Origin of the sequence: Bradyrhizobium sp. SZCCT0153 (assembly GCF_018129995.1) — a bacterium.
GTDB lineage: Bacteria > Pseudomonadota > Alphaproteobacteria > Rhizobiales > Xanthobacteraceae > Bradyrhizobium > Bradyrhizobium japonicum_G.
In genome coordinates this window covers 1,104,513-1,127,677 of sequence record NZ_JAFCKS010000002.1, presented here as the reverse complement: position 1 = coordinate 1,127,677, position 23,165 = coordinate 1,104,513, and the positions used below count along the sequence as shown (strand labels likewise).

Here is a 23,165-nt window from a genome sequence, read left to right as displayed (position 1 = left end):
GTCCGCTTGCGAGCGAAAGCGCTGTTGCGCGCCTCCGCTCGAGCGGTTTCTTTCAAGTCTTGCTGCTGACGACCGGCCGCCGCTTCACCGGCGCGGCCTGATCGAGCGCCGGCGCCTGGAACGCGGCAACGGTGGCCTGCACCAATTGCTCGATGGCGCTGGCGGCATCGTTGCCGTCGGCTTCGCCACGCGACAGGCGCGAGACGCGATCCGGCGTCACCAGCGAGTAATAGAGCGCGCCGAGCAGGAAGTGGCTGCGCCAGACGATGTCGGTGCGCGGAATGTGCGGCAGGCTGTCGTGGATCGCGTCGATGAAGGCGTGGCTGGTGTCGTCAAAAGTCTGCGCGATGATTTTTCGCGCGACTTCGTTGCCTTCGGCCGACATCACGGCGCGCAGGCGCGTGAAGCGCGCTCCCCCGCCGGCGAGATCGCTGCCCGAGGTGAAGGCCGGCACGACATAGGCCCGCACCACCGCTTCCAGCCGGTCCTGGAGATCGCGCACGCGCTTGGCGGCCGCGAGCAGCTCGGAACGGCGCAAATTCATCGGCCCGCAATGACGCTGGTAGATCTCCAGCAGCAGGCCGTCCTTGGTCTTGAAATGATAGGTCACGCTGCCGGGATTGGCGCCGGCGGCCTGCGCGATGTCGCGCACCGAAACGGCATTGAAGCCGTTGATGGCGAACAGCTCCTCGGCCGCGGCGAGGATCGCCTCGCGCATGTTCGGCTTGCGGGCCGTTTCCTTGCTGGTGGGCTTGCGTACCATGTGATTTGTACTATCGTACAAAAGATCAGGTCTCGTCAACAAGAACCATGGGCGGCGTCCGGAACGGCCTGGAGACCGCCGCGGGGAAGCGAACGCCATCAAGGAGTGCTGGGAAATGCTGGGTTTGAACAAGACAATCGGCGGGTTGATGCTGGGCGCCGGCCTGCTGCTGGCGGGTGGCGCCGCGCAGGCCGCCGACAACTATCCGAGCAAGCCGGTTCACATCCTCGTGCCCTACGCCGCCGGCGGCGCGGTCGACGTGCTCGCACGCACGCTCGGCCAGGCACTGGCGAAGACCTGGGGCCAGCAACCGGTGATCGACAACCGTCCGGGCGCCGGCGGCATCGTCGCCTCGCAGGCGCTGACGCAGGCAGCGCCCGACGGCTATACGCTGATCCTGGTCGCGAGCGGCCACCCGCTCAACCAGTTCATCTATCCGAGCGTGCCCTATGACACGTTCAAGGACTTTACCGCGATCAGTGAAGTCGCCTCCTCACCGCTCGCGATCGTCGTCGCCAAGGACAGCCCCTACAAGACACTCGGCGATCTGCTCGCTGCGGCCAAGAAGGAGCCGGACAAGCTCTCCTATGGCATGTCCGGCAACGGCACCTCGGCGCATCTCGCCGGCGAGCTGCTCAAATACATGTCGGGCACCAAGATCGTCGCGATCCCCTACAAGGGCGGCGCGCCGGCGTTGACCGCGGTGATCGCCGGCGACATACCAATCAGCATCAATCCACTTGCGGAAGCGATCAGCCAGATCGAAGGCGGCCCGGTGCGCGCGCTCGCGGTGACCTCGGCCGAGCGCTCGAAGGCGCTGCCCAATGTCCCGACGGTCGCGGAATCAGGCGTCCCCGGCTACGACGTCTCGGTCTGGTGGGGCGTGCTTGGACCTGCAAAAATGCCGCCGGAAATCGTGGCGAAGCTCGAAACCGATTTGAAGGCGGCACTACAGGATCCGAACGTGCTGTCGACACTCGGCAAGATCGGTGCAGCCCCGATCGGCTCCTCCGCCAAGGAGTTTGACGCCTACATGCACGCCGAGGCAACCAAATGGGAGCCGGTGCTGAAGGCCGCCGACATCCGCGCGCAGTGAGGCTCGCTACATGAGGACCTCTTACGGTCGCCTTGTCCGCGCCGTCCTGCTCGCGTTTGCAGTCATCGGTCTGCCCGGTGCGCCCGCGTGCGCCGATGGCGAAGCAAAACTGCTGGCGCCGAGCGGCATCTTGCGCGTCGGCATCTATCCGGGCAGTCCGACCTCGATGGTCTCGGACGCGGCCGGCAAGCCGCACGGCCTCGCCTACGATCTCGGCGGCGAGCTTGCAAAACGGCTCGGCGTGCACGTCGACTATGTCAGGTTCCAGCGTGTCGCCGACATCGTCACCGCGATCCATGATCGCCAGGTCGACTTTACCGTGACCAACGCCACGCCGGCCCGCGCCAACGACGTCAGCTTCAGCCAGCCCGTGCTGGCGATCGAGCTCGGCTATCTCGTTCCCGCGAACTCGCCTGTCGGCAGGGTCGAGGACATCGACAAACCGGGCATCAAGATCGGCGTCACCAAAGGCTCGACCTCCGAGCGTACGCTGCCGGCCAGATTCAAGAACGCGACCATCGTTCCCGCCGAAAGCGTCAAGGTTGCCATCGCCATGTTCGGCCGCGGCGAGATCGATCTCTACGCGACCAACAAGCCGACACTGTTCGAGATGTCCGACCAGATGCCCGGCGCGAGGGTCCTCGACGGCAATTGGGGCCTGGAACACATGGCGATTGCGATTCCCAAGGGACGCGAGGATGCGCTTCCCCTGCTCAACAGCTTCGTCACGGACGAGCAGTCGTCCGGCGCGCTGGACACGATCCAGCAGCAGGCCGGCTTGCGCGGCGCGGCGAAGGCGACACGCGAGTAACCCGCAATTCGCCACCTGCTTCGCGGACCGCGAGACGATCTCCACCCTGGTCTGGGCGCGGCGAAAACTGCGCAAGCCGCGATCGCGCCCCGACCGGCAAGCCGGCGCAGCCGTGGTTGGCGCCGGCTGATCGTGCCCGCGATTCAATTGCGCACGCTCGCTCGCATCTTCTCCGGCGGCGCGGGGCGCCGCAGGACATCGGCGTCATCGTCGCCCGACGGGATCAGGATCGCGCGCTCGCGCGGCAGCGCTTCGGGCATCTCGTCGCGAATGAAAGCGATGAGCTTCTCTCTCATCTCGCAGCGCAAGTCCCAGGATTGCGGCGCATTTCGCGCGCTGACCAGCGCGCGCAGTTCGATGGTGCGCGAATCCGCGTCGATCACCTGGAGATTGACCACCGCGCCGTCCCAGAGCCTGGAGTCCTTCACCGCTCCCTCCAGCCAGCGCCGGATGCGCGGCACGTCGGCCCGATAATCGACGTGCAGCGCGATGACACCGATCAGGGACGCGGTGTCGCGGGTCCAGTTCTGGAACGGCTTCTCGATGAAATAGGACAGCGGCACCACCATGCGGCGCCAGTCCCACAGCCGGATCACCACATAGGTCGAGGCGATGTCCTCGACCCAGCCCCACTCGTTCTCGATGATGACGGCATCCTCGATGCGGATCGGCTGGGTGATCGCGATCTGCACGCCCGCGATCAGGTTGCTCAGCAGCGGCCGGGCGGCAAGACCGACGATGATACCGGCTGCGCCGGCGGAAGCGAACAGGCTGACGCCGTATTGCCTCACCGAGTCGAACGTCATCAGCGCGGTCGACACCGTGATGATGACGATGATGATATCGGTGACGCGCTTGAACACACGGACCTGGGTGACGTGCTTGCGCGCGATGAAATTCTCGGTGACGTCGCGAAAGTTCTGGAGATAGCGTGCCGCGCTCATGTCCACGATCCGGATCGATATCCACCCGATCAGCGCGATGAAGGCGACGACGAACAGGCTCGTCAGCGGCGTGCGAAAGGCATCGTCCAGCGGCGCGAGCGGCAGCACCAATGCTACAGTGGCAAGACAGAGGGCAAGTTGGGCAGGGCCAGCCGTCCGCTCGATGAACACGCTCATGAGCGGGAGACGGGTTCCGAAGGCGCGGTTGAACAGCCAAACCGCGAGGCGATAGATCGACAGGGCAACCAGGATCGCGCCGGCGACCAGAGCAAGGCCGACGAACCATGACGGTATCCACCCGAACATCCTGTCGATGTCGGCCAAAAGGGCCTGCCGATTCATTAAAGTCCCCGCATTTGCATCCGCGCTTGCCGTCCAACGCGTTGCAGCGTGGTTCGCTCCCGCGTTCAGTGCAACGCAGCATCCCTCTGATGCAATCACCGCCGAACTGCGCTATTTCTAGGCGATCATGACTCGACGCACCGGCAGCGCTGATCTTCCTCTCCACACGGGACGGGTTCCGCCGTGGCTGGCGAACCGCATGGCTTCGTTAGGGGCGATCGTCACGCAGGCAATCGTGCATCATTACGGCCGCGATGCGTTCCTGCAGCGGCTCTCGCATCCGTTCTGGTTCCAGTCGTTCGGGGCCGTCATGGGGATGGATTGGCACTCCTCGGGCATCACGACGTCCGTGATCGGCGCGTTGAAGCGCGGGCTCGCACCGCTCCAGGACGAGCTCGGAATTTACGTCTGCGGCGGACGCGGTCAGCACTCGCGCAAGACGCCTGACGAACTGCTGCAACTCGGCGACCGCGTCGGCTTCGACGGCGCCATGCTCACGCGTGCGAGTCGCCTCGTGGCAAAGGTCGACAGCGCCGCGGTCCAGGACGGATTTGACCTTTACCTGCACGGCTTCTTCGTCACCGCCGATGCCAAATGGACGGTGGTGCAGCAGGGTATGAACGGCGACAAACGGCAGGCCCGCCGTTATCACTGGCATTCCGAGGCGCTGACGAGTTTTGTCGATGCGCCGCACAGCGCGATCGACGGGCCGCTGCAAGGCGAGATCGTCAATCTCACCGACCATCGCGCCGGCGTCTCGCGCGATGCCCAGCTCGAGCTCTTGAGCGTCCTCGGCCCGGATCGCATCCTCTGCGAATTCGAGCGGCTCACCGGGACCGCGCCCGAGCCTGCGCAGGCGATGCTGCCGCACCTGATCATGCCCGCGCATCACGATGTCAGGCCCAAGGACGTGTTCGCGCGCCGCCTGCACGGCACGCTGGCGGCTGCGGCCGAACGTGGCCCGGTCGATTTTCCGGAGCTCCTGCTGATGCCCGGCGTCGGCGCACGCACGGTGCGATCGCTGGCGATGGTGGCCGAGGTCGTGCATGGCGCGCCCTATCGCTTCAGCGATCCCGCGCGCTTATCGCTTGCCCACGGCGGCAAGGACCGGCATCCCTACCCCGTCCCGATCAAGGTCTATGACGAGACCATTCGCGTGCTCAAGGGCGCGATCCAGAACGCGAAGCTCGGGCGCGAGGAGGAGATGCAGGCGATCCGCCGCCTCGACGATCAGGCGCGCCGGCTGGAACGCACCGCGCACGGTCCATCGGTGGAGACGTTCATCGCGGGTGAACGGGCGGCCTCGCCCGATCTCGACGGCCGCTCCGTTTTCGGCTGGGAGCGCGATCTTGTCGCCGCGAAGAAGCTGACCGGCTCTTAGCTTCGCCCACCTACTCGTCCTCGTCCTCCGCAAGCCGGTTGGCCACGGTTCCCGAGCAAGGGGCAACACGTCAACTGGCGAGCAATTGCGAGACGTCGGCCGTAGCCGAACCCGGCTGGGGCGTTGCGCCGGCATCGGCAATGACCGGCAAATTCGCAATCATGCGAATCCCCGGCCGCTTGCGCCAGTGAATCTGTGAGGCATCGACCGCGAGGCCTAGTCGTGGCCAGCGCGTGAACAAGGCCTGAAGCGCGCAAGTGGTCTCGATCCGCGCAAGCTGATGCCCCAGGCAGAAATGGATTCCCGTGCCGAAGGACATATGGCGGTTGGGCTTGCGTTCGAGGTCGAGCCTCTCCGGCTGGTCGTGCACATCAGGGTCCATGTTCGCCGCCGCGAGCATCACCATGACGCGGTCGCCCTTCTTCAGGCGCACGCCCTCCAGCTCGATGTCCCGCCGCACATAGCGCGGTTTTGAAAATTGCACCGGCGAGACGAAGCGCAGGAACTCCTCAACGGCGAGTCCGGCGCGTCTCCAGTCTTCTTCCAGCCAGTCGCGAAGGCCCGGGTTCTTCAGCAATTCGTAGACCGAGCCGCTGACGAGATGCGTGGTGGTCTCGGAGCCGGCCGCGAGCAGCAGGAACACCATCGACACCATTTCGTCCGGCGTGATCTGGCCGCCCTCCCGCTCGACCTGGACCAGCTCCGCGATCAGGCCTTCGCCGCCGTGCACGCGCGCGATCTGCAATTGCCGTTCGAGGTAGGCTCGCATCTTGCGGAACGCGAACAGCAGCCGGAAGAAGCCGGCAACGTTGGTCAGAGAAGACATCGAATTGGCCCAGGCGATGAACCTCGGCCGATCGGCGGGCGGCAGGCCCAACAGTTCGGAGATCACCGCAAGCGGCAGGATGCGCGCGTACCGCTGGACGAGATCGGCGGGGCTACCATCGGCAAACAGTTCGTCCGCGAGGCCATCGGCGATGGCGCGGATACGCGGCTCCATCGCGACGATCGCGCGGCGGCGAAAGGCCTCGTCCACGATGCTGCGCAGCCTCGTGTGATCCGGCTCGTCCATGGTCAGCATGTTGTTGGCGATGGTCCTGACGTAGCCCGGCATCCACCAGCGCAGACCGGCGACGTCGCCATCCTCCCTGCGCAAGGTGAAGGTGGTGCCGTCCTTCAGGACCTGGGCCGTCGCGTCATGAGTGGTGGTGATCCAGACATCGCCGACGAGAGGAAATCGCGTCGCGACCACGGGGCCGGACATGCGCAACCGCGCGATCGCCTTCGGCGGATCGCGAAAGAAGGCCTCGCTGGTGAAGTCGAGGCGTAGAGCCATGTGATCACCGGTGCAGCTGGTGGCGTCTCAGTCCGAGATGGTGCACGGCGCGGCCGGCGCAAGGGGCCGGAACCTCCGCTCCACCTCCGGCGCAGGCGTAGAGCGGCGGGCCTATCCGCGTCCCGGCGAACGCGGGCCGGTCTTGCGCTGCTGCTGATTGGTGTAGGCGTCCCAATGGCTCCAGCTGCCGCTGCTGAGGCTTTGCAGGTCGGTGGTGAGCGGACGGCGCGTGCGCTTGTCGTGATCGGCGATGACGCGCTCGGATTGCGCAATCTTGCGCTTGAGCTCCGCGGTCGCCTTCAGGGTCTGGCCGTTCCGCTTCGAGGTGGCGATCTCGCCCATCGTGAAGCGCGCGGTCTCGAGCGCCTTCAACTCGGCGCGGTTCCTCTTCAACTGAACCCGGTGCCAGGCGATGTTGCTGTCGCTGTCCGCAACCATGTGGGAACTCCGCTGATTCGTTCCCGCATAGTATCGTGTGCCGAATCGGCGCCGCAACGGGCGCCCGGCTGCGAAAATACGGTCTTATTGCGCGAAAACAGCGGGCCTAGCGCTCGGCGAAGGCTTTTTCGACCACGAATTGGGCAGGTTCGCCGTGATTGCCCTCGACGAAGCCCCGTTCGCCAAGCAGCGCGCGGGTATCGGTGACCAGCGCCGGACTGCCGCAGATCATGATGCGGTCGTGGGCGGCTTCCAGTGCCGGCAGGCCGATATCGGAAAACAGCTTGCCTGACGTGATGAGGTCGGTGATGCGACCGCGATTGCGGAACGGATCGCGCGTCACGGTGGGATAATAGATCAGCTGATTGCGGATATAGTCGCCGATCAGCTCGTCCTTCGGCAGCGTCTCGGTGATCATCTCGCCATAGGCGAGCTCCTTCACGTGCCGGCAGCCGTGCAGCAGCACGACCTTCTCGAACCGCTCGTAGGTTTCGGGGTCCTTGATCACGCTCAGGAACGGCGCAAGGCCCGTGCCGGTGCCGATCAAATAGAGGTTGCGGCCGTCTTCCAGATTGTCGATCACCAGCGTGCCGGTGGCCTTGCGGCTGACGATGATCTCGTCGCCTTGCTTGAGGTGCTGGAGCCGCGAGGTCAGCGGACCGTCCGGCACCTTGATCGAGAAGAACTCCAGCGTGTCCTCGTAATTGGCGCTGGCGACGCTGTAGGCCCGCAGCAAGGGCTTCTCGCCGACCTTGAGCCCGATCATGGTGAATTCGCCGTTGCGGAAACGGAAGGTCGGGCTGCGGGTGGTCTTGAAGGAGAACAGCGTGTCGGTCCAGTGATGGACGCTCAAAACGCTTTCCTGATTGAAATTGCTCATCTCACCCTTCCGTGGCGCTTCTTTGCGGTTCCGAGGCGGTCAGCTATGCGTCGTTTGTACACTATCATTCGTATACTAATGAATAATCCGGCTTGATCCCGCGGTCAAGGCTGCCCAAGATCGGAAGCGTTGCAGTTAAGGACAAGGACCCATTCCATGGCGCATGACGCACCCCAGGCCACCGGACCCTCGAAGCTCGTGATCCGAAATATCGGCCTGATCCTGTCCGGCGCGCTGGAAAAGCCGATCCTGGACGGCGACACCATCGTCGCCGAGAACGGCAAGATCACCGCGATCGGCCGCTTCAAGGACCTCGACACCGAAGGCGCGACCACCATCGTCGAGGCCAACGGCACCACGGTGGCGCCCGGTCTGATCGACAGCCATGTCCACCCCGTCGCCGGCGACTGGACGCCTCGCCAGAACCAGATCGGCTGGATCGACAGCAATCTGCACGGCGGCGTCACCACAATGATTTCGGCCGGCGAAGTGCACATGCCCGGCCGCCCCCGCGACGTCGTCGGCCTGAAGGCGATGGCGATCTTCGCCCAGCGCGCATTCTGGAATCTGCGGCCTGGCGGTGTGAAGGTTCATGCCGGCGCGCCGGTGATCGAATGCGAGATGGTCGAAGAGGACTTCAAGGAATTGGCCGCCGCGGGCGTCAAGCTGCTCGGCGAGGTCGGCCTCGGCGGCGTCAAGGACGGTCCCACCGCGCGTAAAATGGTCGGCTGGGCGCGCAAATACGGCATCCAGAGCACCATCCACACCGGCGGTCCCTCGATCCCCGGCTCCGGCCTGATCGACAAGGACGTGGTGCTGGAGGCCGATACCGACGTGGTCGGCCACATCAATGGCGGCCACACCGCCCTGCCCGACGACCAGATCCGCTGCATCTGCGAGGGCTGCAAGCGCGGCCTCGAGCTCGTGCACAATGGCAACGAGCGCTCGGCCCTGTTCACGCTGCGCATCGCACGCGAGATGGGCGATTTGCACCGCGTCATCCTCGGCACCGATGCGCCGGCCGGCTCCGGCGTACAGCCGCTCGGCATCCTGCGCATGGTCTCGATGCTGTCCTCGCTCGGCGACCTGCCGGCCGAGATCGCGTTCTGCCTTGCCACCGGCAACACCGCGCGGATGCGCGCGCTCGATTGCGGCCTCATCGAAGTGGGCCGCTCCGCCGACTTCGTCATCATGGACAAGGCCCAGCACTCGCCCGGCAAGAGCATCCTGGAGAGCGTACAGCTCGGCGACCTTCCCGGCATCGGCATGACCATCATCGACGGCATCGTGCGCACCCAGCGCAGCCGCAACACTCCGCCGGCCGGCAGGGTGCCCGAGGTGGTGGCGAAGTGACGCAGTCGGAGCGGCTCGCCGCTCCACGCGGTCCCCTGAAAGCATTGAACAAGTCGCTGGCCTGCTGCGTCTAACGCAGGCAGCCCCTGGCGGCGGCAGTTCATTGCTGGGACGTCGAGCAAGACATGAAGAATTCGTCGCGGATTGCCGCCGGCGTTGCCGGTGCGGTCGGAGGTTATGTCGCGACCTTTGTGCTGTTTTCAGTGCTCGATCTGGGCAACCGGGCGGACCCGATCACATCGGGTCTGCTGGCATTGTTCGTCTACTCACCCATCGGCGCGATCGCCGGTCTTGTGCTTGCGACCAGGCTGACGATGCGCTCGGGCAATGCCGAAAGCACTGGCGGCCTCGCACGCACCAGCCTGAAATCGCTCGGCGTGGTCGTCCTCCTCTGCGCCGCCGCCGGCGTCACCTATATTGTCTACGCCTATGCGACGGCCACACCCTGGCTCAACCGGAACGGCGGCAATCCCCTGCTCGTGTTCGAGGTTCGCCTTCCGGCCGGCGCAACGGTGCCGAAATCACCGCAAGGCATCACCGTCGAATTGCAGACAGACCTCAACACCATGCCGGGCGAATTGAACCCAGCCGGCTTCTATCGTGACGGCGATCAGCCCGTTATCGCAGGCGAAGTCGAACTGGCGTTTCGAACCTCGCACCGGCAGCTCGCCGTCAATATCCAGGGACAGCCCAGCCGGGTCTACCCGATCGGATTGACGGCCCGGGCTCCGCATACGCCGGAGTTCGGAACGTGGCAGCGGCTCGCCGACGGCAGCGAAATCCGCTACCGCGCCAAATGGCCGGGAAAGACGTAAGGAGATCAGCGCGGCTTTGCGATCTCACAACGCACATAAGTCTGGCGCCTGGCCTGGCCCACCGGGCCATTGTCCATCACGAGCCTGCCATCCGCAGCGATGGACAGCCGGGGATTGGAGCGATACTTCTCGCCCTCGCCTTCGCAGGCGAGCTTCATTTTCCAGCTGAGCTTTCCATTGGCCGTGATCTGGCTGGCCCGGCACCGCGTCTCGTACCAATAGAGGCGGTTGCCGCCTTCGATGCTCATGCGGTTGGCGCTATCCTGATCGCGGCAATCTTTTTTGGTCGACGCCCAGAATCCTTCATAGGCTTGCGCCGCCCAGGCCTGCGCACACCCGCCCGCCAGCGCCGCGCCCAGAGCCAAAACCATCGCAACCCGCCTCGCCACTCTCATGCCGGTAAGCCTCGACAAAACCATCATCGAGGTTAGTCGCGGCTCACCGCAGCTTGTTCAACAGCGCCATCAGCAACTCGCGCTCCTTTGCCTCGAGCGGCGCCAGCGTCTCCCGCGTGATCGCGAGCGCGTTCGGCGCGACCTTTTCCGCAAGCTGCTGCCCCGCGCGCGTCAGGCTGACCAGCAGTCGCCGGCCATCCTCGGGATCCTGGCTGGTCTCGGTCAGGCCGCGCGCCGTCAACCGGTCGATCACGCCCTTGATGGTCGCGACATCCATCGCCGTCAGCCGCCCGAGCTGGTTCTGCGAGCATGGTCCGGCCTCGGCGAGCTTGGACAGCGCCGCCCATTGCGTCGGCGTGATATTGGTGCCGATCTCGCGGGAGAAGATCGCGCTGTGGCGCTGCCAGACCTGGCGCAGGATGAAGCCAACCTGCTCGTCCAGCACGTAAGGCGGCTTTCCGGGTTTGACGCCCTTCTTCACCGCGACGCTTCTCGCCATCCGCTCCCGCCTCTCACAACGACAGATGCGCGTCGCGGATGTCCGGACGCGCGTCGAGCTCGGCCATGGTGCCGCCGAAACAGATGCGGCCGCGCTCGATGATATAAGCGCGATCGGAGATCAATCGCGCGAAATGCAGATTCTGCTCGGAGACGACGATGCTGACGCCCTCCTTCTTCATGGTCAGGATGGCATCGACCATCTGCTCCACGATCTTTGGCGACAGGCCTTCCGAGGGCTCGTCGAGCAGCACCAGCGACGGATTGCCCATCAGCGTGCGTGCGATGGTCAGCATCTGCTGCTCGCCCCCGCTCATGCGGCCGCCCGGGCGGTTCTTCATCTCACCCAGATTTGGAAACAGCGCGAACAGTTTTTCGCGGGTCCAGTACGGCGCGTTGGGACGCTTTGGCTGGCGGCCGACTTCCAGATTCTCCTCAACGGTCAGATCCGTGAAGATGCGGCGCTCCTCCGGGACATAGCCGAGCCCCTCGCGCACGATCTCATGCGTCGGACGCACCGAGACGTCCTTGCCCTCGAACATGATGCGGCCGGTTCGCTGCGCGACGAGACCGACGATCGAGCGGAACGTCGTCGACTTGCCGGCACCGTTGCGTCCGAGCAGCGCCACGACCTCGCCGGCGCCGACCTCGAAGCCGATGTCGAACAGGATGTGCGCGGGGCCGTAATGGCTGTTGAGCCCTTCCACCGTGAGCTTCATGCCGAGGCCCCCTCGCGATGCTGGGCATCGTAGAGAAGACCCTCGCCGAGATAGACCGCCTGCACCTGCGGATTGCCGCGCACCTCGGCGGGCGATCCCTCGGCGATCAGCGTGCCGCGGTTGAGCACGATGATGCGGTCGGCATGCTCGAACACCACGTCCATGTCATGCTCGGTGAAGAGCACGCCGATCGACTTTTCCCGCGCGATCTGCGCGGTCAGCCGCATCAGCTCGACGCGCTCGCGCGGCGCCATGCCGGCGGTCGGCTCGTCCATCAGCAGGAGTTTGGGTTGATTGGCGAGCGCAACCGCAAGCTCGAGCCGCTTGAGGTCGCCATAGGCAAGCTCGCCGCAGGGCCGATCCGCGTAGCCGCCCATGCCGACCAGTTCGAGCAGCCGGCCCGCCTCGCCGCGGTCGAAGTTCGGCGCAGAGCCCCAGAGATTGAACAGCTGCTTCTCATGCGAGATCAGCGCGACCTGCACGTTCTCGCGCACGGTCATCGTCGCGAACGTCGCCGTGATCTGGAAAGTGCGCCCCACTCCCATTCGCCAGATCTCGCGCGGCTTCTTGCCGGTGGTGTCCTTGCCGAGCAGCCGGACATGCCCCGTGTCGGGCCTGTTCTGGCCGTTGAGCATGTCGAAACAGGTGCTCTTGCCGGCGCCGTTCGGGCCGATCAGCGCCAGGATTTCGCCCGCGCGCAGCGAGAACGAGACGCCGCGCACGGCATGGATGCCGCCATAGGATTTGGTCAGGCCTTCGACCGCGAGAAGTGGGGGCGCGACGCTCATTCGGCAGACCCCATCGGCTTGGCAAGCAGGGTTGCCCCTGGCGGCGACGTGCTCTTGCGCCGCTGCGCCAGCATTTCCAGCATGCCGACGATGCCCTTGGGGAAGACGACCACGATCAGCACGATGAAACCGCCGAGCACGAGCTTCGACAGGTCGGTCTGGCTGACCAGCCAGATGTTCAGCGCCTTGTAGACGATGGCGCCGATCACCGCACCCGACACCGTCTCGACGCCGCCGAGCAGCACCATGACCAGCGCATCGACCGACAGCGAGATGCCGAGATTGTCCGGGAAGACGCTGCCCTTCAGGTACGCGAACAGCGCGCCGCCGATGCCGGCGGTCGTGCCCGCGATCACGAAGGCCGTCCACTGGATGCGCTTGGCGTTGATGCCGATCGCCTCGGTGCGCAGAAGCGAATCGCGCGTCGCCCGGAGCGCGTAGCCGAACGGCGAGAACACCATGGCCCGCAGCGCGATCGTGACGAGCGCCGCGACGCCGAGCGCGATCCAATAGAAATGCGACGGGCTCGCCGCCCAGCTCGAAGGCCAGACGCCGAGTATGCCGTTGTCGCCGCCTGTCACGCTCACCCACTGGAACGCGATCGACCAGACGATCTGCGCGAAAGCGAGCGTCAGCATCGCGAAATACACGCCGGAGAGCTGCACCGCGAAGAAGCCGAACACGGCCGCGCCCATACAGCCGAGCAGCGGCCCGAGCAACAGGCACACGATCATCGGCAGTCCCGCCATCTTGGCGAGGAAGGCGACGCCGTAGGCGCCGAGGCCGAAATAGGCGGCGTGGCCGAACGATGCGAGCCCGCCGACCGACATCAGGAAGTGCAGGCTGACGGCGAAGATCACGAAGATCGCGATCTCCGAGCCGACGGTCAGCGCGTAGTTGCCTGCGAACAGCGGCAGCGTCGCTGCGATGACGAGCGCCGCGAGAGCAGCAAGCCGCTCGTTCGACGTCAGCGGCCGCCAGGGATTGACGGTGAGACCCGGCGTCTTGCGCGCGGGCGCCTCCGGCTTGCCGAACAGACCCCAGGGACGCACGATCAGCACCGCTGCCATCACCAGGAAGACGAGGATGATGGAGATCTTCGGGAAGATCAGGATGCCGAAGGCGTTCAGTTCAGAGACCAGCACCGCCGCGACGAAGGCGCCGATGATGCTGCCGAGGCCGCCGATCACGACGACCACGAACACTTCAACGATGATGCGCAGGTCCATCGCGTGATGCACGGCATCGCGCGGGATCTGGAGCGCGCCGCCGAGCGCGGCGAGAAAGACGCCGACCGCAAACACCGAGGTGAACAGCCATTTCTGGTTGACGCCGAGTGCTGCGACCATGTCGCGGTCCTGCGTCGCCGCGCGCACCAGCACGCCCCAGCGCGTGCGCTGGAACAGCAGCCAGAGAATGCCGAGCACGACCGGCCCGAGCACGATCAGGAACAGGTCGTAGCTCGGGATGTTCTGGCCGAAGAAATCGATCGCGCCCCGAAAGCCGGGCGCACGGCGGCCGACGAGATCGTCGGGCCCCCAGATCAGCACGACGAGGTCCTCGACCATCAAGGTCAGGCCGAAGGTCGCGAGCAGCTGGAACAGTTCCGGCGCGTGGTAGATGCGCCGGAGCAGCACCATCTCGACGATGACGCCGATCAGCGCCACCGCGAACGCGGCCACCACGATGCCTCCCCAGAAGCCGAATGCGCCAGACAGACGCTCGGTGAGCGTGAAGGCGACGTACGCGCCGATCATGTAGAAGGCGCCATGCGCGAAATTCACGATCCGCGTCACGCCGAAGATGATCGACAGGCCCGAGGCCACCAGGAACAGCGACGCTGCGCTGGCGAGACCGGTCAGAAACTGTACCACATAAAAGGCCATCGGCGGTCCGGGTTAGGCATATGCTTCACTAATTGGCTTCAGTACTTGGCCTTCATCCTTCGAGACGGCGCTACGCGCCTCCTCGGGATGAGGTCCGGGACCCTCATGGTGAGGAGCGCGGCGACGCCGCGCGTCTCGAACCACGAGGCCCCGGTCTCTCTTCGTATCAATCCTTCGGCCGCAGCTTCTCGACTTCGGCGTCGCTCGGCAGATAGTCCGCGCCCTTCCTGTAGACGGACTCCACCATCACGCCCTTGCCGTCCTTCAGCGCGGTCTTGCCGACAAAGGCTCCGAGCGTCGACTGGTGATCGATCTTGCGGAAGGTGATCTCGCCGAACGGCGACGGCATCGACAGCCCCTCTGCCGCGGCAATCAGCTTCTCCGGATCGGTCGAGCCGGCCTTGGCCAGGATCGCGGCGGCGGCCTTGATGGTCTGATAGCCCACGATCGAGCCGAGACGCGGATAGTCGTTGTACTTGGCCTGATAGGCCTTCAGGAACGCGTCGTGCTCGGGCGTCTTGATCGAGTACCAGGGATAGCCGGTGACGATCCAGCCCGCCGGCGTCTCCTCCTTGAGCGGATCGAGATATTCAGGCTCGCCGGTCAGGAAGGACACGACCTCGCGTCCCTTGAACAGGCCGCGGGTGTTGCCTTCGCGAACGAGCTTCACGAGGTCGGCGCCGAAGGTGACGTTGAGGATCGCCTCGGGATTGGCGGCGGCAACGGCCTGCACCACCGGACCCGCATCGATCTTGCCCTGCGGCGGCCACTGCTCGTCGACCCACTGGATGTCAGGACGCTTCTCCGACATCAGCTTCTTGAACACCGCGACCGCGGACTGGCCGTACTCATAGTTCGGCGCGATCGTCGCCCAGCGCTTGGCCGGCAGCTTGCTGGCGGCTTCCACCAGCATCGCGGCCTGCATGTAATTCGAGGGGCGCAGACGGAATGTGTATTTGTTGCCCTTCGACCAGGTGACAGCGTCCGTCAGCGGCTCGGCTGCGAGGAAGAACACCTTCTTCTGGTTGGCGAAGTCGCTGACCGCGAGGCCGATGTTAGACAGGAACGTGCCCGTCAGCATCGCGACGCCCTCGCTCGACACCAGCTCATTGGCCGCGGTCTGGGCGTCCGCCGGCTTGCCGCCGTCGTCCTTGGAGACGACGACGAGCTTCTTGCCGTTGATGCCGCCGGCCGCGTTGATCTCCTCGACCGCGAGCTGCCAGCCCTTGCGATAAGGTTCGGTGAAGGCCGGCAGCAGCGAATAGCTGTTGATCTCGCCGATCTTGATGTCCTGCGCCAGGGCCGAATGAGCCATGCCGCCCGCCAGAAGCGCGAAGGCCGCGCCGACGAAAATGTTTCTTGCTCGCATCCCAACCTCCAGTTTTGAACTCTCTACGTCTTCAGCGTGATCCTCATCGGAGAAGCTGTGTCCGCCTCCCCGGTTCAAGCTCTATCGCAGACCGTCTTCGCCCTTGATCTCCGCAACCGTCAGTCCGCCGACACGCGGCAAAGGACGACCGCTGTCGGTGACGGCGACCGCGACCATGATCTCGTTGGCGCGCGGCGCGTCGTTGATCTGTACTTCCATCCCGTCGAAATGACTGCGCACGAAGGCTGCGTCCTTGTGACCAAGCGGAATGTCCAGCGTCGTGCCGGGACCGCTGCGCTTTTTCGACGACGGAATCAGCGCTGCGCCCTTGCTCAGCACCTTGCGCACCGGCGTGCCCATCTTCGGGTGAAGGATGGCGGCGGCGTGCTCCAGCTCGCCGTTCTCCCCGACAGCGGCGGCCTTGCCATAGCTCTGCGCCTTCGCGCCATCGATGCCGAGCGCAGCGACCGCGCGCTTCGACAGGAGCTCGCCGAGTTCCTCGCCGATTGCGATCAGCGGCGAGAGGTCCTCGACATATTTTCCGGCAAAGGGATTCTCGATCACGGCGATTGCGGCCGCACGCCGCGTCGGCGGCGAGACCTGGCGGCCCATCTCCATCTGCGTCTCTTCGACGACGGTGACGATCTTGCGGATGATCGCGCTCATGGTTGTTTCCCCGCTTCGTTTCCCTGCTCAGGCATGAACCGCGTTCTCCAGCACAAGCGGGCGCGATCGCTGCCGCTCGATATCCTTCGTTCCGATGACGAGCATATCACCACAAAGCTGCAGCACGGCACCCTCGATCAGTCCGCGATCGAATAATTGCCGTGCACATTTCGCGCCAGACTCCAGCGCGGCCGCAATCTCGTTCTGCGACAACTCACCGACGTCGCGGGTCACGAGCCGTGCGCCGAGATCACTGTCGGGCTGAAGCTCGTTCGCAGGCTTTCGGATGATGGCGGAATGCCCCGGCAGATCGACGGCATTGCCAATGATCGTCGCGGACGCATCGGCCTGCGACGCCGTTCGCGCCAACACGGTCACCGCATCGGCAATGCCGAGCGAAAAGCTGCGGCCGTGCCGCCCGCTGGTCGCGATGCCGCGCACGGGATCATTGGCATCGACCCTCATCGACCGCATCACGCCGTCGCGATCGGGCCGGTCCATCAGGCCGACCGAAAAATGCTCGCCCTCGCCGAGATGCAGCGCGATATCGCCGCCATTGTTGACGTAGGCCCGATCGAGCGATGCCGCGCCCAGCATTGCGCCCAAAACCTCCTCCGCCACGCTGCCGGCCACAGCGGCCATCGGCGTGATGAAGCAGTCCTCAGCATAGGGCGCCACGGCGGCGTGCATGCGACGTGCGACAACGCCTCTCAACGAAGTCCGCTCCCCGGCGGCGCCCCGCAGTTCCGGCAGTTCCGCGCAGAGCTCGTCGAGAAGCCCGGTGAACCGCCCGGCCGCAGCCTCATAGGCCGCACGCACAGCACCGGCGTGTCCCGTCGCCTCGATGACCAGATCAATCGGTCCATCCTGCAAATGCAGCCGCCGGCCGTCAGACAGCAACGCGATTTGCGGGAGCCTGGTCATGGCCGCGGCCCCGGAATCGGGTTCTGCCAGGGGAGCTGGCGGACATCGTCGCCGCCCTGCACCTCGGAGAGCGGCTTCACATGATCCATGTGCCCGCCGAGCGCGGCATAGTCGGACAGCTTCATCGTGAACTCGATCGGCGCGACCAGCGCCGGGGTCGGCACGTAGCCGAACGCACCCGCCGGCATCTGCGTCACGTCCACCATGTAGGTGATGCCGCCGCCCGGCCAGACATAGACCGGCGCACCGCCGCTGGTGACGCGCGTCAGCGCGTCCTTCACCGAGCGCGTCAGCCGCACCGGATTGTCGGTGACGCCCGCACGGAGCGAACCGCCCGCACCGGCCATGAACAGCACCGTGCACAGCGCCGGCTCGCAATTCTCCTTGATGCGCTCGACCGAAAACTTGAGGTCATCGGGCATCTCGGTCTCGACCGGCTTCAGGGCCTCGTCGAGCACATAGTAGGACGAATGCTCGCCGGTCGTGGAGACCATCAGCATGGAGAGACCGGCCTTGGCTTCCTTGGCGTCGAACGGTCCGAGGATCGCGAGCGGATCGGAGATGTTGGTGCCGCCCCAGCCCGTGCCGGGATCGGCGACCTGGAAATAGCGGCCAGGCGTCGAACGCCGGCCCTTCATCTTGATGCCGGTGTCGACGATGTCGAGCAGCTTGCCGGCCTGGTGCTCCGAGAGCACGCCGGTGATGTGATCGTCGACGACCACGACCTCGTCGACCTTGCCGTGCCATTGCTTGGCGAACATTCCGATCGTCGCCGAGCCGCAGCCGACGCGCATGCGCTCTTCCTTCATGCCGTTCACGATCGGCGGCTGGCCGGCCTGCACCACCACGGTCGCTCCGCCGTCGATGGTGAGCTCGACCGCCTTGCAATTGGCGAGATCCATCAGCGTGTCGCAGGTGACGCGGCCCTCCTTCTTCGAGCCGCCGGTCAGATGATGCACGCCGCCGAGCGACAGCATCTGCGAGCCGTATTCGCTGGTGGTGACGTGGCCGACCGCCTCGCCCTGCGCGCGCACGGTCGCGGTTTCCGGCCCGAGATAGCGGTCGGTGTCGATCTTCACCTTGATGCCGCAATAGGAGAAGATGCCCTCGGTGACGACAGTCACCATGTCGACGCCGTCGACTTCCGCGGAGACGATGAAAGGCGCCGGCTTGTAATCGGGATAGGTCGTGCCCGCGCCGATTGCCGTCACAAAGGTCGACGGCTCGTGGACGAGCTTGCCGTCCCAGTCTTCCGTGCGGCTGAAGGGGACGAGCTTGCCGCCATGGGAGACGGTGCGCTCCAGGATCACATGCGGATCGACACGGACGAGCTTGCCGTCGTGGTTGGCGTAGCGATCGCAGGCGCCTGCCGCACCCGGCTTGATGTAGCACATCACCGGACAGGCATCGCAGCGGATCTTGTCGATGGCGGCGCTCGTCGTTTCAGTCACCATGTCAAAGCCAGCCGACCTTGCGGTTATCATTCGTACACGAACGATGTTGCGCGCCCTCCCGAGAGGTGTCAAGCGGCGGAGCGGGGCAAAAGATGCGCCTGCCGTATAAAACCTCATTTGCCTATCACCACTGTCCACAAAGAAGGCATCCGCGCTGCACTGCGGCATGACCGGTTGCACGTTTGTGTACAAACGGTATCGTCGCGACGTACAATTCGCGTGATCGCAGGGCTTGTGATCGCAGGGCTTGGGAACGAGATGACGCAAACACCGATCCGCCTCACCGTGAACGGCAGGGTCCACGAGATCGCGGCGGCGCACGACACGCCGTTGCTCTACGTGCTGCGCAACGACCTCGCGCTCAACGGTCCGAAATATGGCTGCGGCCTGGGCGAATGCGGCACCTGCACAGTCCTGATCGACGGAGCCGCGGCGCGCTCCTGCGTGGTTCCGGTCAGCGGCTGCGCCGGCCGCGACATCGTGACGCTCGAAGGGCTCGGCACGCGCGACGAGCCTGACATCGTGCAGCAGGCCTTCATCGACGAGCAGGCTGCGCAATGCGGCTACTGCCTCAACGGCATGATCATGACCACCAAGGCGCTGCTCGCCATCAACCCGCAGCCGACCGAGCAGGAGGCGCTCGCGGCGCTGCGCTACAATCTCTGCCGCTGCGGCACCCATGTCGAAATTTTGCGTGCCGTGATGCGTGCATCGGGCCAGCTCACCGAGGCCGCGGATTGATGACCTTCCCTTCCTCGAACGGAGCTGAGCGCCAAGCCGGTTCGCTCGTCGTCGTCCGCACCGTGGACGAGGTCACATCCGAGACTTTCATCCGCATCACCGCGGACGGTTCGATCGCGGCCTATAACGGCCATGTCGATCTCGGCACCGGAATCCGCACCGCGCTTGGCCAGATCGTCGCCGAGGAGCTCGACGTGTCCTTTGCACGCGTCGTCGTGGTGCTCGGCGACACCGCGATCGTGCCGAACCAGGGCGCGACGATTGCGAGCGAGACCATCCAGATCACCGCCGTCCCGCTGCGAAAGGCCGCGGCACAGGCGCGGCACTTCCTTATCGCGCGCGCGGCGGAGCGGCTGGAGCTGCCGGCCGGCGACCTCAAGATCGAGGACGGTCTCGTGCGGGGACACGACAACCGCAGCGTCAGCTATGGCGAGTTGATCGGCGGCGAGATCATTCGCCTCGAACTTGCCGACGATGTCGCGGTCAAGCCCGTCGGCGACTACGCCATCGTCGGCCGGTCGGTGCCGCGCGTCGACCTGCCCGCCAAGGCCACGGGCGAATTGACCTTCGTGCACGACATCCGCCTGCCCGGTATGCTGCACGGGCGCGTGGTGCGCCCGCCCTATGCCGGCGTCGATGCCGGCCCGTTCGTCGGCACCAGCCTGATCGCGGTGGATGAATCCTCGGTGCGCAACGTTCCCGGCATCATCGCCGTCGTCCACATCGGCGACTTCGTCGGCGTAGTCGCCGAGCGTGAGGAGAATGCGATCCAGGCGGCCGCGCAGCTCGCCGTGAGCTGGAAGCCAACGCCTGATCTGACCGATCTTGCCGATATCGAGACCGCGCTGCGCGCCAACCCGTCGACCCCGCGCACGCTGATCGACCAGGGCGACGTGACTACCGCGATATCAGGCGCGGCCAAGCCGATGCGGCGCACCTACGTCTGGCCCTACCAGATGCACGCCTCGATCGGCCCGTCCTGCGCCGTCGCCGACTTCCAGGACGGCAACATCCGCGTCTGGTCCGGGACCCAGAATCCTCACGTGCTGCGCAGCGACCTGGCTTTGCTGATCGAGCGTCCCGAGAGCGAGATCGAGGTCGTCAGACTGGAAGCCGCCGGCTGCTACGGCCGCAACTGCGCCGACGATGTCACCGCCGACGCGCTGCTGCTGTCGCGCGCGGTCGGCCGGCCCGTTCGCGTGCAGCTGACGCGCGAGCAGGAGCACGCCTGGGAGCCCAAGGGCACGGCGCAGCTGATCGACGTCAACGGGGGCCTCGACGCAGACGGCGGCGTCGCTGCTTACGATCTCGCCACGCGTTATCCCTCGAACGCCGCCCCGACGCTGGCGCTGCTGCTGACGGGGCGGATCTCGCCAGAGCCCGACGTCCTCCAGATGGGCGACCGCACCGCGATCCCGCCCTACGATTACGACCACATGCGCGTCGTCGCCCACGACATGGCGCCGATCGTGCGCGCGTCCTGGTTCCGCGGCGTCTCGGCACTGCCGAACACCTTTGCGCACGAATCCTACATCGACGAAGCCGCGACCGAGGCCGGTGTCGATCCGATCGAATACCGGCTGCGCTATCTGAAAGACCAGCGCGCCGTCGATCTCGTCAACGCGGTGGCCGAGCGCGCGGGCTGGACGCCGCGCCCGGTCCGCGAAGAGAAGGACGGCGAGGTCGTGCACGGGCGCGGCTTTGCCTACGCGCTCTATGTTCACAGCAAGTTTCCCGGTTATGGCGCGGCGTGGTCGGCCTGGGTCGCCGATGTCGCGGTGAACAAATCCACCGGCGACGTCAGCGTGACACGCGTCGTTGCCGGGCAGGACTCCGGCCTGATGATCAATCCGGACGGCGTCCGCCACCAGATCCACGGCAACGTCATCCAGTCCACCAGCCGCGCGCTGATGGAAGAGGTCTCGTTCGAGCGCGGCGCGGTGGCGGCACGCGAATGGGGCGCTTATCCCATTATTCCCTTCCCCGACGTGCCCAAGATCGACGTGCTGATGCTGCCGCGCCAGGATCAGCCGCCGCTCGGCGTCGGCGAGTCCGCATCAGTGCCGAGCGCGGCAGCCATCGCGAACGCGATCTTCGATGCCACCGGCGTACGCTTTCGCGAGCCGCCGTTCACGCCGGAGCGTATCCTCACGGGGCTTCGCGGCGACACCCCGGCTACGCCGGAGGCCCTGCCCGGGCCCGCTGCGCCGCAGCCGTCCCGCATCTGGGAAAATCCGTTCGCCAAGCGCGCCGGCATCTTCGCGACCATTGCCGCCGTCTGCACCGCGGCGATCGGCATCGGCGCGGCGCTCCTGCCCGGGCGCGCCATCGCGCCGATCGAGCGGCCCGATGCATCGGTCTATTCTGCGGCGACCATCGCGCGCGGCCAGCAGCTTGCCGCGCTCGGCAATTGCGCGGAGTGCCACACCAGCTTCAGTGGCGCGCTCAATGCCGGCGGCCGCGCGCTTCAGACGCCGTTCGGCACGATCTACGCGACCAACATCACGCCAGATGTCGAGACCGGCATCGGAGCCTGGTCCTATCCCGCCTTCGAGCGCGCGATGCGCGACGGCTTGCATCGCGACGGTCGGCAGCTCTATCCCGCATTTCCCTATACGCATTTTTCGAAGACCAGCGATGCCGACCTTCAGGCGCTGTACGCCTATTTGATGGCGCAGCCCGCGGTGCGCGCGACGGCGCCCGCGAATGCGCTCGCCTTCCCCTTCAATCTCCGCCCGCTGCTGGCGGGCTGGAATGCGCTGTTCCACCGGACCAAGGAGTTCAAGCCTGATCCTGCCAAGTCCGAGCAGTGGAATCGCGGCGCCTATCTGGTCGAGAGCCTCGGCCATTGCAGCGCCTGCCATTCGCCGCGCAATGCGCTCGGCGCCGAGCAGCGCGAGGCCTACCTCGCCGGCGGCTTTGCCGAAGGCTGGGAGGCGCCGCCGCTGACCTCGCTCTCGCACGCGCCGATCCCATGGAGCGAGGACGAGCTTTTCGCATATTTGCGCACCGGTCATTCACGCTTTCACGGCGTCGCGGCCGGCCCGATGGCGCCTGTTGTGAAGGATCTGAAGTCGCTGCCCGATCCGGACATCCGCGCCATGGCGGTCTATCTCAATTCGTTCAACGACACCGCGACCGACGGAAAAGCGCACGATGCGACCGCTCTGAAGCTCGAAGCTGCGACGCAGGTCACTGTCGCATCTTCGACCGGCGCGCGGCTCTACCTCGGCGCCTGCGCCGTGTGCCACGAGGTCGGCGGCCTGCCGCTGTTCGGCAGCCGACCGTCACTCGCGCTCAACAGCAATCTGCACAGCGCCACGTCGGACAATCTCGTGCAGGTGATCCTGCACGGCATTGCGGAGCCCGTCTCGAGCGACCTCGGCTACATGCCCGCGTTCAAGAACAGCATGAGCGACGCGCAGGTCGAAGAGCTCGTCACCTTCCTGCGCAAGCAATTTGCACCCGACAAGCCCGCATGGACCGGTGTCCGCGAGACGATTGCACGGGTGCGCACGTCAACGCGTTAGATTTTCTTGAGCATGACCTTAGCGGAAAACCGCTTC

The 23,165-nt window shown here is 65.6% G+C and carries 21 protein-coding genes; 7 read left to right on the top strand and 14 right to left on the bottom strand.

All coding sequences use genetic code 11. The features are described 5' to 3' along the window. Window positions 1-52: 52 nt before the first annotated feature. The gene (locus JQ572_RS12890) at window positions 53-763 is read right to left on the bottom strand and encodes a TetR/AcrR family transcriptional regulator (protein ID WP_211383370.1); all 711 of its coding nucleotides are present in this window, start codon (window positions 761-763) and stop codon (window positions 53-55) included. 115 nt (window positions 764-878) lie between these two features. On the opposite strand from JQ572_RS12890, the gene JQ572_RS12885 reads away from it, so the two are divergent. Beyond that, window positions 879-1,859, top strand: a complete 981-nt coding sequence (locus JQ572_RS12885; RefSeq protein WP_211383369.1) for a tripartite tricarboxylate transporter substrate binding protein — start codon at window positions 879-881, stop codon at window positions 1,857-1,859. A 10-nt stretch (window positions 1,860-1,869) separates the two neighbouring features. Beyond that, the gene (locus JQ572_RS12880; RefSeq protein ID WP_211383368.1) at window positions 1,870-2,670 is read left to right on the top strand and encodes an ABC transporter substrate-binding protein; all 801 of its coding nucleotides are present in this window, start codon (window positions 1,870-1,872) and stop codon (window positions 2,668-2,670) included. 143 nt (window positions 2,671-2,813) lie between these two features. Here the strand turns inward: JQ572_RS12880 and JQ572_RS12875 are convergent, their stop codons facing one another. Continuing rightward, window positions 2,814-3,956: a mechanosensitive ion channel family protein gene (locus JQ572_RS12875; RefSeq protein ID WP_211383367.1), complete on the bottom strand. Its 1,143-nt coding sequence runs from the start codon at window positions 3,954-3,956 to the stop codon at window positions 2,814-2,816. Between the two features lie 127 nt (window positions 3,957-4,083). On the opposite strand from JQ572_RS12875, the gene JQ572_RS12870 reads away from it, so the two are divergent. After that, window positions 4,084-5,337: a DUF763 domain-containing protein gene (locus tag JQ572_RS12870; protein ID WP_211383366.1), complete on the top strand. Its 1,254-nt coding sequence runs from the start codon at window positions 4,084-4,086 to the stop codon at window positions 5,335-5,337. Between the two features lie 70 nt (window positions 5,338-5,407). Here JQ572_RS12870 and JQ572_RS12865 read toward each other — a convergent pair whose 3' ends face one another. The 3 genes from JQ572_RS12865 to JQ572_RS12855 all read right to left on the bottom strand — a co-directional run bounded on the left by JQ572_RS12865 (window position 5,408) and on the right by JQ572_RS12855 (window position 7,991). Further along, the gene (locus tag JQ572_RS12865; RefSeq protein WP_211383365.1) at window positions 5,408-6,673 is read right to left on the bottom strand and encodes a cytochrome P450; all 1,266 of its coding nucleotides are present in this window, start codon (window positions 6,671-6,673) and stop codon (window positions 5,408-5,410) included. 111 nt (window positions 6,674-6,784) lie between these two features. Continuing rightward, entirely contained in the window at window positions 6,785-7,111 is a 327-nt protein-coding gene (locus tag JQ572_RS12860; RefSeq protein ID WP_211383364.1) for a hypothetical protein, read from the bottom strand. Window positions 7,112-7,217: 106 nt separating this feature from the next. Next, window positions 7,218-7,991: a ferredoxin--NADP reductase gene (locus tag JQ572_RS12855; protein ID WP_211383363.1), complete on the bottom strand. Its 774-nt coding sequence runs from the start codon at window positions 7,989-7,991 to the stop codon at window positions 7,218-7,220. Window positions 7,992-8,147: 156 nt separating this feature from the next. On the opposite strand from JQ572_RS12855, the gene JQ572_RS12850 reads away from it, so the two are divergent. Both JQ572_RS12850 and JQ572_RS12845 read left to right on the top strand, forming a co-directional pair. Beyond that, the gene (locus JQ572_RS12850) at window positions 8,148-9,344 is read left to right on the top strand and encodes an amidohydrolase family protein (protein ID WP_211383362.1); all 1,197 of its coding nucleotides are present in this window, start codon (window positions 8,148-8,150) and stop codon (window positions 9,342-9,344) included. Between the two features lie 125 nt (window positions 9,345-9,469). Next, on the top strand, window positions 9,470-10,159 hold the full coding sequence (locus JQ572_RS12845) for a hypothetical protein (protein ID WP_211383361.1): 690 nt from the start codon (window positions 9,470-9,472) through the stop codon (window positions 10,157-10,159). A 5-nt stretch (window positions 10,160-10,164) separates the two neighbouring features. On the opposite strand, the gene JQ572_RS12840 is transcribed toward JQ572_RS12845, so the two are convergent. The 9 genes from JQ572_RS12840 to JQ572_RS12800 form a co-directional block, all read right to left on the bottom strand. Continuing rightward, window positions 10,165-10,554 carry a hypothetical protein gene (locus JQ572_RS12840; RefSeq protein ID WP_211383360.1) on the bottom strand — a complete coding sequence of 130 codons (390 nt, stop codon included), beginning with the start codon at window positions 10,552-10,554 and terminating at the stop codon, window positions 10,165-10,167. A 43-nt stretch (window positions 10,555-10,597) separates the two neighbouring features. After that, a complete protein-coding gene (locus JQ572_RS12835; protein WP_211383359.1) occupies window positions 10,598-11,053 on the bottom strand; it encodes a MarR family winged helix-turn-helix transcriptional regulator in 456 nt (151 codons plus the stop codon). 13 nt (window positions 11,054-11,066) lie between these two features. Further along, the gene (locus tag JQ572_RS12830; protein ID WP_211383358.1) at window positions 11,067-11,771 is read right to left on the bottom strand and encodes an ABC transporter ATP-binding protein; all 705 of its coding nucleotides are present in this window, start codon (window positions 11,769-11,771) and stop codon (window positions 11,067-11,069) included. Continuing rightward, window positions 11,768-12,559, bottom strand: a complete 792-nt coding sequence (locus JQ572_RS12825; RefSeq protein ID WP_211383357.1) for an ABC transporter ATP-binding protein — start codon at window positions 12,557-12,559, stop codon at window positions 11,768-11,770. Before JQ572_RS12825 ends, JQ572_RS12830 begins: the two co-directional genes overlap by 4 nt. Next, window positions 12,556-14,445: an ABC transporter permease gene (locus JQ572_RS12820; RefSeq protein WP_211383356.1), complete on the bottom strand. Its 1,890-nt coding sequence runs from the start codon at window positions 14,443-14,445 to the stop codon at window positions 12,556-12,558. The genes JQ572_RS12825 and JQ572_RS12820 overlap by 4 nt, the downstream gene beginning before the upstream one ends. A gap of 166 nt (window positions 14,446-14,611) precedes the next feature. After that, the gene (locus JQ572_RS12815) at window positions 14,612-15,814 is read right to left on the bottom strand and encodes an ABC transporter substrate-binding protein (RefSeq protein WP_211383355.1); all 1,203 of its coding nucleotides are present in this window, start codon (window positions 15,812-15,814) and stop codon (window positions 14,612-14,614) included. 81 nt (window positions 15,815-15,895) lie between these two features. Further along, window positions 15,896-16,480, bottom strand: a complete 585-nt coding sequence (locus JQ572_RS12810) for an amino acid synthesis family protein (protein WP_211383354.1) — start codon at window positions 16,478-16,480, stop codon at window positions 15,896-15,898. A 27-nt stretch (window positions 16,481-16,507) separates the two neighbouring features. Next, window positions 16,508-17,404: a UPF0280 family protein gene (locus JQ572_RS12805; RefSeq protein WP_211383353.1), complete on the bottom strand. Its 897-nt coding sequence runs from the start codon at window positions 17,402-17,404 to the stop codon at window positions 16,508-16,510. Next, complete coding sequence (locus tag JQ572_RS12800; protein WP_211383352.1) at window positions 17,401-18,858, bottom strand: 6-hydroxynicotinate reductase; 1,458 nt, start codon at window positions 18,856-18,858, stop codon at window positions 17,401-17,403. Before JQ572_RS12800 ends, JQ572_RS12805 begins: the two co-directional genes overlap by 4 nt. A 258-nt stretch (window positions 18,859-19,116) precedes the next feature. Between JQ572_RS12800 and JQ572_RS12795 the strand changes: the two genes are divergently transcribed. Then, window positions 19,117-19,599 (top strand): (2Fe-2S)-binding protein, encoded by a 483-nt coding sequence (locus tag JQ572_RS12795; RefSeq protein ID WP_211383351.1) that lies wholly within the window; start codon window positions 19,117-19,119, stop codon window positions 19,597-19,599. Further along, the gene (locus JQ572_RS12790) at window positions 19,599-23,129 is read left to right on the top strand and encodes a molybdopterin cofactor-binding domain-containing protein (protein WP_211383350.1); all 3,531 of its coding nucleotides are present in this window, start codon (window positions 19,599-19,601) and stop codon (window positions 23,127-23,129) included. The genes JQ572_RS12795 and JQ572_RS12790 overlap by 1 nt, the downstream gene beginning before the upstream one ends. The last annotated feature ends 36 nt before the right edge of the window (window positions 23,130-23,165 follow it).